Here is a 7,606-nt window from a genome sequence, read left to right on the forward strand (position 1 = left end):
AACGGATTCATTGTTCTTGGTGTTCAAAATAATGAACCCGGCCTGAAAATATGATTCAAGAACGTGAATTGATGTTTTTGTTTTAATTATTAATGTGTTGTGTTTTTAATTTTAATACTATGCTGTGCGCATGTTCAAAAAAATGAACTTTTTCCTGCTGAAAGATGTTCAAGGTTACCTTATCTATCCTGTAAAAACGCCATGGAATGATTTTTCAATGTAAAATAATAATTAAAAACAGTACGTTGTCTTTTTAAGCGAAGTTTGTTGGGATGGTGGCACATCAATTGCTATATACTATTCTATAATAAGATTGAGAACAAATTCATCTTTTTTCCTTTTTTTCCTTTTCCGAAAAAGGCTGCCGAAACCCGGCAGCCTTTTTTGGTTTTAGGAAGGCTTGGGATGCTCAATCCCCTTACGGTTAATGTGGTGAGGGATCTAATTACAATTACATATAAAAAAGGGGTTTGCTGCTTTTTTCCCATATTCGATTACTTCGAATGAGCATTCCGACAAATTATACTCCTCGTAAGCACTATGGTTAAAACGCACCGTTTCATTTGTAAATTCAATTTGGAGTGGAATGGTTACCGCTACGTTCTCGGAACAAAGACTCTCTTTTTGATAAGGGGTATATCTGACCTCTCCACCTGCTTCGTTTCTTAATATTATGGCATTTTGGGTGGTGCTTAGCGCTGTTACTTCTCCTTGGTTGTTAAACTGCAAAGAGTTGATATCCCCCATAATGCCTTCCGGGTCATTATCATAGGCTGATATTTTTCCAATTTTTGTTTCAACAGTATAAGGCTCAGCCGGTTCAGCCGATTTTATGGAACCGTCTTCATAAAATGAAATGCCAACTCTAATACGCATTGTACCTATGGGTGTTTTTGCTTCAACAGTCTCCTGCGGCCAGAAGGTGATGCTTTTAATATTGCCGTTTTCATAAAAGACGATATTAATTATCTTCGCTTTAACTGTGCCACAGGGCAGCTTTAACTCAAGCTCTTTGGCCAGGGCATACTCGTCTTTCTCTCCCCAATAACCGCTTAGCTTGCCATTAAGGGGAAAAAGTTTTTTCAATAATTCATTATTATAAAACATGACCAGTTCCGCGGATATTTTTCCGTATTTGGTTTCAATGGTCGCCGCCTCTTGAAGAGGTACTTTTTTTATATTTCCATTATCATAAAAGTTAACCGGTTTTAATACCCGTCTTCCATGATCATCTACTGAATACTGGGGCACAATGACCCCGACGGGTGTTTTAATCTCAAACCGTTCGGTAAAAATCAGGGACGCGGGATTGCCCGATGCGTATTTTTCCAGATTCTGATAGCCGTTTGTCTTGCCATATTTTGTCTTCAGTGTTTCCACGTTAAACCTCTTTTCTTTATATTTTTTCGGGTCTATAGACCTCTTTTGACATATTTATGCCATGGATGGATCAAAATCCACTCCCCATGCCGGCCATGGGGTTCTTTTTGTTGCATGCCTTGACATCTCGTTGGAGCATAAAGTCCCTGCTGTGTCCCTCGAAAACGGCTTCGGCAGCCTCTATGATTGTTCCGTCCAATTCTAGAATATCGATTTTCTTTTGTTTGAGTATACGGCGAGGGCTGTCGCCGAGTCCGGTGACCATCAATGCCCTGCAATCACTGAGCATATTGCTTAAGTCCTCCCAACGCTGTGTGCCACCGCCGGGTTTGGGTGTCTTTCGGGCTTCGATAAAATAAACGCCGCCATTGTCTTTTTGACCATAGATTAATAAATCTTCCGCTTTTCCGAGGTGTTGATTGACCAGTCGGCCGTCAACGCTGGCGACTGCCACATACGGTCGGTCATCACCGTAAATCTCCGGCATTTCGGCGCATTCCTGCAGTTTTCTAATTATTTTGCGGCTATTGCGCTCCCCCAGAAGGCCTACGGCATCTGCACGGCAGCGTTCGCAATGGTACATTTGGGGGATGTATTTTTCCGCCTTTTTTCGAATATTCTCCACTGCTGAATCAGATGGTTCCGGCAAATTTGCAAAATTGGACCCCTTATTTGGGTAAAAGGGGATGCAGTTGTGGATGTCTACCTTCAGTTGGGCCATTTTTTCGGCGACCGTTTCAATATGGTCATCATTGATCCCCGGTATAATGACGGTGTTGACCTTGGTGATGATATTCTTTTCTTTAAGGCGGATGATTGCCTCAAGCTGCTTTTCCAGCAAAACTTCGAAGCCGGGTTTGGGGCCTAGGGTTCTTTTGCCATAACGAACAAAGGAATACAATTTTGATCCAATTTCAGGATCAATTGCGTTTAGGGAGATGGTGATATGGCTGATATTCATGGCGGCCAGCTCATCAATATACGGCCCGATACCCAAACCGTTTGTGGTCACGCAACGAATCATCTCGGGGTATTGCCTTTGTACTAACCGAAGCGTTTCCATGGTTTCATCGGGATTGGCAAAGGGGTCGCCCGGTCCTACAATTCCCACGACAGAAATGTCTTTCGCTTGTTCAATTACATATTTGAGATAGGTCATAGCCTGACTCGGCTTCAGGATTGCAGCGGTTACTCCTGGCCGGGTTTCATCGACACAGTCGTGTTTTCGATCGCAGTAATTACATTGAATATTACATCTTGGTGCAACAGGCAGGTGGACTCGTCCGCAAACACCTTTTACCTTGACATTGAAACATGGGTGGTTGGATATATTCATTTTTTTTCTCCTATTCGTTAAGATATAAAGGTTGCCGACAAGCGGAGCATCGTGCCTGGAAATAATAATTAGTTTATTAAAGCAATAAAAATGCCAACAAATAATAAAATTGGAAATAATTACAAAAGACTCCGGAAATACATGGAAAAAAAGTATGGCAGCGGGATAGATTCGAAAGAATGGGTGTAATTTCGTGGTGTGGTGTCAGAATGGGCCCGCTTATTTATTACAATTTCGAATAATATTTTTTCGGGCTTGGCATAACATCGGCCACAGCGTAGGTTGGTTTGAACGAAGTGAAACCCAACAACTTATCGGCGTTGGGTTTCGTTCCTCAACCCAACCTACCAAAAATTCGGATGGCCTAAAATATGACCAAGGGCATTTTTTCTTTTGCGCTGCGTTCATTTTTAAAAACTTGAAAATGTGCCCAGATGGGGTATAGTCCTGTCCTACCTATGGAATTATATTACTTTTACGGGTTATTTCCCCTTAAGAAGATAAAAGGCGTGATGCTATGGATTTTAACCCCTGTATGAAACATCAGGTGGTCAGAAAAACGGTGCGGGAATTTGCTGAAAATGAGATCGGACCCCATGCCGCAAGCCTGGACAGGGAAGGGCGCTTCCCAACTGAAATTATTGAAAAGATGGGGCCTTTGAATTATTTTGGCCTCCAGGTGCCGCCGTCTTTAGGCGGAGCCGGTCTTGACACCATTTCCTATGCCATTGTGATCGAGGAGTTATCCCGGGTGTGCGCGGCACTCGGGCTTTGCGTCTCTGTTCACAACAGCGTGGGGCTATACCCTATTTTAAGATTTGGCACCGAGGAACAGATCGCCCGTTTTGTCCCGGACATGGCGGCAGGAAAGCATATCGGTGCATTCTGCCTGACCGAAGCCAATGCCGGTTCCGATGCCGGTGGCGTGGAGACCACGGCAACAAAGACCGGCGACGGATATACCATCAACGGCACCAAGATTTTTGTCACCAACGGCGGGGTGTGCGATGTGGTTCTGGTGTTTGCCGTGAACGCCGATTCACAGGGACCCTCCCGGCCCAATGTCTTTATTGTGGAAAAAACGCGTCCCGGATTCAGTGTGGGTGAAATAGAGGATTTATGCGGTATGCGGGCCAATCCGGTCTCTTCCCTGTTTTTTGAAGACTGCCGGATACCTCAAACCAATCTTCTGGGCAAACCGGGCCAGGGCCTGAAAATCGGTTTGACTGCCCTGGATACCGGCCGTATCGGTATTGCGGCCCAGGCGTTAGGCATTGCCCAGGCCGCATTTGAAGCAGCATTGCGTTATGCCAAGGAGCGCCAGCAGTTCAACAGCCCGTTGACAAAATTTCAAACCATTCAGAATTATCTGGCAGATATGGCCACATCCATTGAGTCATCGCGCCTGCTGTTGTACCGGGCTGCCGCAGCCAAGGACAGGGGAGGAGATTTTGGGGCCCAATCGGCCATGGCCAAGCTCTCCTGCAGTGAAACGGCACGGACGGTGACGGATCTGGCCGTCCAGATCCACGGCGGATACGGATATTCCAGGGAATATGATGTGGAACGTTATTTCAGGGAAGCCAAGGTGACCCAGATCTACGAAGGCACCAGTGAAGTGCAGAAGATGGTTATCGCAAGGCATCTGATTACCCGGCCCAGTTAAGGAAGAAAACGCAGCTATGGAAAATAATACACTTGATATCATCGTATGTATCAAACAGGTGCCCATGGTGTCCGAACTGCCCTGGAACGCCAAAACCGGCACCCTGAAACGGGAGCTTGCCCAGGGCATGATGGACCCGGCCTCACGCCTTGCCCTTGAAGCCGGGCTTCGCCTGCAAAGGACAGGGCAGTCAGAGGATCGCCGGATTCGGGTAACCGCACTGACCATGGGGCCGCCCATGGCCGAGGAGGTACTTCACCAGGCCGTGTCCCTGGGTGCAGACCACGGTGTACTGCTTACGGACCGAAAAATGGCCGGGGCCGATACCAACCTTACCTCTTTTATTCTTGGCCGGTATATAAAGATGTTTAAGCCGGATACAGGTCTTGTGCTGTGCGGTTCCCAGACCAGTGACAGTGAAACGGCGCAGGTCGGCCCTCAGTTGGCCTGTGAACTGGATTTTCCGGCCATCGGCTGGGCATCGGATATCCGGTTGAGCCAACGTTCGCTGATTGTCACCCGGCTGGTAGATGATTTTATGGAAACTCTGGAGATGGATCTGCCGGGCCTTGTCACCATTGCCCAGGGCGCATTTGTTCCCCGTTATGCAGGACTTGCCGGCGTGGCCCGGGCCTTTGTCTCTCCCAAAATTGATGTTGTGGATGCCGATCGCCTTGAACTGGACAGCGATTTCAATGCCCTGGAGGATTCGCCCACCCGTATTCTGGATGTGTTTTCGCCTGCCACCCAAAAAGAGAGCCGGGTGCTCAAAGGCGCCGCTAAAACCGTGGTGGATCAGCTCTTTACGGATTATGGAAAAATTATCAGTTCAGCCATGGGCAAAGATTTGAAAAAGAAATGAGGACGCACATGTCAAAAAAATCAACCAGCAAAGATATCTGGGTGCTTGGGGACTATCGCAACTATTTTAAAAACCGGGTCACGCTTCAGATCCTGGCAAGGGCCAGGGCGCTTGCCGGAAAGACCGGCGGCCGGGTGTGCGGCGTGGTTTTTGGCCATGATGTGGATGAATATGTCAGGGAATATATTGCCCATGGTGCGGACCGGGTTTATGTGATTGATCATCCAAGGCTTAAATCCTATGGCATTGAGACCTTTACCAACCTTTTGATAGGGCTGGCCCGGGAGATGAATCCGGATATTATTTTGATCGGGGCCACCCGGTTTGGTCAGGAAGTGGCACCCCGGGTGGCAAAACACCTGGACACCGGTCTTACCGCAGACTGCATTGATCTTGATATAGACGATAATGGACTGCTTGTTCAGATTGCGCCATCCTTTGGGGGCAACCTCATTGCACGGATACTCACGCCCAAAGCCCGGCCCCAGATGGCAACGGTGCGACCCGGCACCTTCCATGAACTGCCCCACGATAATACGGCCCAGGGCGAGGTGGTTACTCTGGATTTGCCCGAAGATCTGCCCACCGAGCGAGTTCGCTGCACCCATTCGGAATACCGGCCTGCCAAAGCCCTGGGCATTGAAAAGGCGGAAATTGTAATTACCGGCGGCAGAGGCATGGGGTCCAAGGGTAAATTTAAAAAACTGTTTGAGCTGGCAGGGCTGCTCAATGCCGAGGTCGGGGCCACACGCCCTGTTGTCCATGCCGGATGGGTGGGTCACGAAGCCCTGGTAGGTCAGGCCGGCAAGCATATCCGGCCCAAGGTGCTCTTCTCATTCGGGGTCTCCGGGGCCATCCAGCACACGGCCGCGCTCATGGATGCCGATTTTATTGTGGCTGTGAACAAAAATCCCAATGCCATGATGATGAAACTTGCGGATGTGGCCATCGTGGCGGATGCCAACCAGGTCTGCTCCGGGATTATCCGGGCACTGAAAGAGAAGATGAGGGACTGATCGTCTTTTTATAAGAACGTTTGTGTAACCAACATAGGTATTTCAACTTTGGTTTTGGGCTGGGTATAGCCTGGTTGGTGCTCAATTGCCGTCCAGCCAGTAAAATCGGTATGGGGGAAGTAAGTACCAAGATAGAAATAATTCCCGGTTTAATGGTTTGTTTGAAATTGATAACATTCCTTAATAATAGCATTTTATTGAAAAAACACTGAGAGGTGAATACGGTTTTATTTTCATCCACCTACTTACCAGCTGATCCTTGAACAGGGTTGGGGTATTTCCAGAGTATAGGTCTCTTATGTGTTCGCCCATCTGGAATCCCTGGGTTTCAAGTTCAAACAGGTTCAGATATTGAGGATGTGCGTCAAAATTTCCCACAACCAAAACACTCTTCCGGGTTTTGATATTAAAACGAACATAGGCCAGCAGTTCGGGATTGCTGATCTCCAGCAGTTTCCGGTTGTTAAAATCTGAAAATTCAGAAACCTTTTTACGAATGGCGATCATCTTTTTTAATGCGTTAAATATCTTATATTCAACCGTTCCCGGTTGTTTGCGACGCATGGCTTGTTCCCAGTCGATTCTAGGACGGTGCGCCCACCGGCTGTCATTGGCTTTGCTGATGTCTTCAATATAGGAATAGTCGTTAATTGTGCCAAGCTCATCTCCGTAATAGATCAGTGGAATTCCGCCAAAAGAGAAAATAATACTATGCAACAGAAGAATGTGCTGAATAATGATGTCAATTTTTTCCGGGTCATTTTCCTCCAGGGCTTTCTCCAACCCGATTAATGAAGTTAATGTTCCTGAAATACGGGCGTCATTGTTTTTTTTCTGATTATAACGGATTTGGGGGACTGGGTCGGGGAGCGATGAAATAGACTGGAAAAATTCATTTCCTGAGTTATGGTTGAAGCGCTAACAGCAACTATAACAATTAAGGAAATCGATATAAATATTTAAAGTCACAAATAATTCTGAGGCGTTAATTGATTTGGGGTATTTCTTCATACTGCGGAATGCGGTGAATGCTTCTGCCGCATGGTTCTCATTTATTTAATGATGGATTTTATGACAAATTAGGTCAATAATAGAACTTGTCAACCATTCAACATAAGGACTATCCATGAAAACTGATGTAACACTAAAAATTGCAGGAGCGGCGGGAGAGGGTATCCAAACCATTGGCGATCTGCTTTCCGAAGTGTGTCACCACAGTGGTTTGTTCACCTTCTCAGTAGATGATTTTGAATCAAGAGTCAGGGGGGGGCACAATTTTAATCTGCTGCGGATCAGCGACAAGGAAGTTGCCGCTCCCGGCAACAGGCTTGATATCCTTGTCTGCA

General features: G+C 46.8%; 7 protein-coding genes. 4 read left to right on the forward strand and 3 right to left on the reverse strand.

The features are described 5' to 3' along the window. Positions 1-441 precede the first annotated feature (441 nt). Entirely contained in the window at positions 442-1,380 is a 939-nt protein-coding gene (locus AB7U36_RS14390; protein WP_428160430.1) for a hypothetical protein, read from the reverse strand. 70 nt (positions 1,381-1,450) lie between these two features. Then, complete coding sequence (locus AB7U36_RS14395) at positions 1,451-2,716, reverse strand: radical SAM protein (protein ID WP_428160431.1); 1,266 nt, start codon at positions 2,714-2,716, stop codon at positions 1,451-1,453. Between the two features lie 517 nt (positions 2,717-3,233). On the opposite strand from AB7U36_RS14395, the gene AB7U36_RS14400 reads away from it, so the two are divergent. The 3 genes from AB7U36_RS14400 to AB7U36_RS14410 are packed head-to-tail and all read left to right on the forward strand — an operon-like array spanning position 3,234 to position 6,260. After that, positions 3,234-4,382 (forward strand): acyl-CoA dehydrogenase family protein, encoded by a 1,149-nt coding sequence (locus AB7U36_RS14400; protein ID WP_287126658.1) that lies wholly within the window; start codon positions 3,234-3,236, stop codon positions 4,380-4,382. A gap of 16 nt (positions 4,383-4,398) precedes the next feature. Then, entirely contained in the window at positions 4,399-5,244 is an 846-nt protein-coding gene (locus AB7U36_RS14405; protein WP_428160432.1) for an electron transfer flavoprotein subunit beta/FixA family protein, read from the forward strand. An 8-nt stretch (positions 5,245-5,252) separates the two neighbouring features. Next, positions 5,253-6,260, forward strand: a complete 1,008-nt coding sequence (locus AB7U36_RS14410; protein ID WP_428160433.1) for an electron transfer flavoprotein subunit alpha/FixB family protein — start codon at positions 5,253-5,255, stop codon at positions 6,258-6,260. Between the two features lie 180 nt (positions 6,261-6,440). Here the strand turns inward: AB7U36_RS14410 and AB7U36_RS14415 are convergent, their stop codons facing one another. Beyond that, entirely contained in the window at positions 6,441-7,043 is a 603-nt protein-coding gene (locus AB7U36_RS14415; RefSeq protein WP_428160434.1) for a hypothetical protein, read from the reverse strand. 343 nt (positions 7,044-7,386) lie between these two features. On the opposite strand from AB7U36_RS14415, the gene AB7U36_RS14420 reads away from it, so the two are divergent. Beyond that, positions 7,387-7,606: 2-oxoacid:acceptor oxidoreductase family protein (locus AB7U36_RS14420; RefSeq protein WP_428160435.1), on the forward strand; the 220-nt coding region annotated here is incomplete at its 3' end.

The sequence above is a fragment of the Desulfobacter sp. genome, from assembly GCF_050177295.1.

Bases quoted from the DNA above. Each gene is read 5' to 3' on its own strand.
- AB7U36_RS14405 (WP_428160432.1), top strand. From the start codon at position 4,399: ATGGAAAATAATACACTTGATATCATCGTATGTATCAAACAGGTGCCC.
- AB7U36_RS14400 (WP_287126658.1), top strand. From the start codon at position 3,234: ATGGATTTTAACCCCTGTATGAAACATCAGGTGGTCAGAAAAACGGTG.
- AB7U36_RS14395 (WP_428160431.1), bottom strand. From the start codon at position 2,716: ATGAATATATCCAACCACCCATGTTTCAATGTCAAGGTAAAAGGTGTT.
- AB7U36_RS14410 (WP_428160433.1), top strand. From the start codon at position 5,253: ATGTCAAAAAAATCAACCAGCAAAGATATCTGGGTGCTTGGGGACTAT.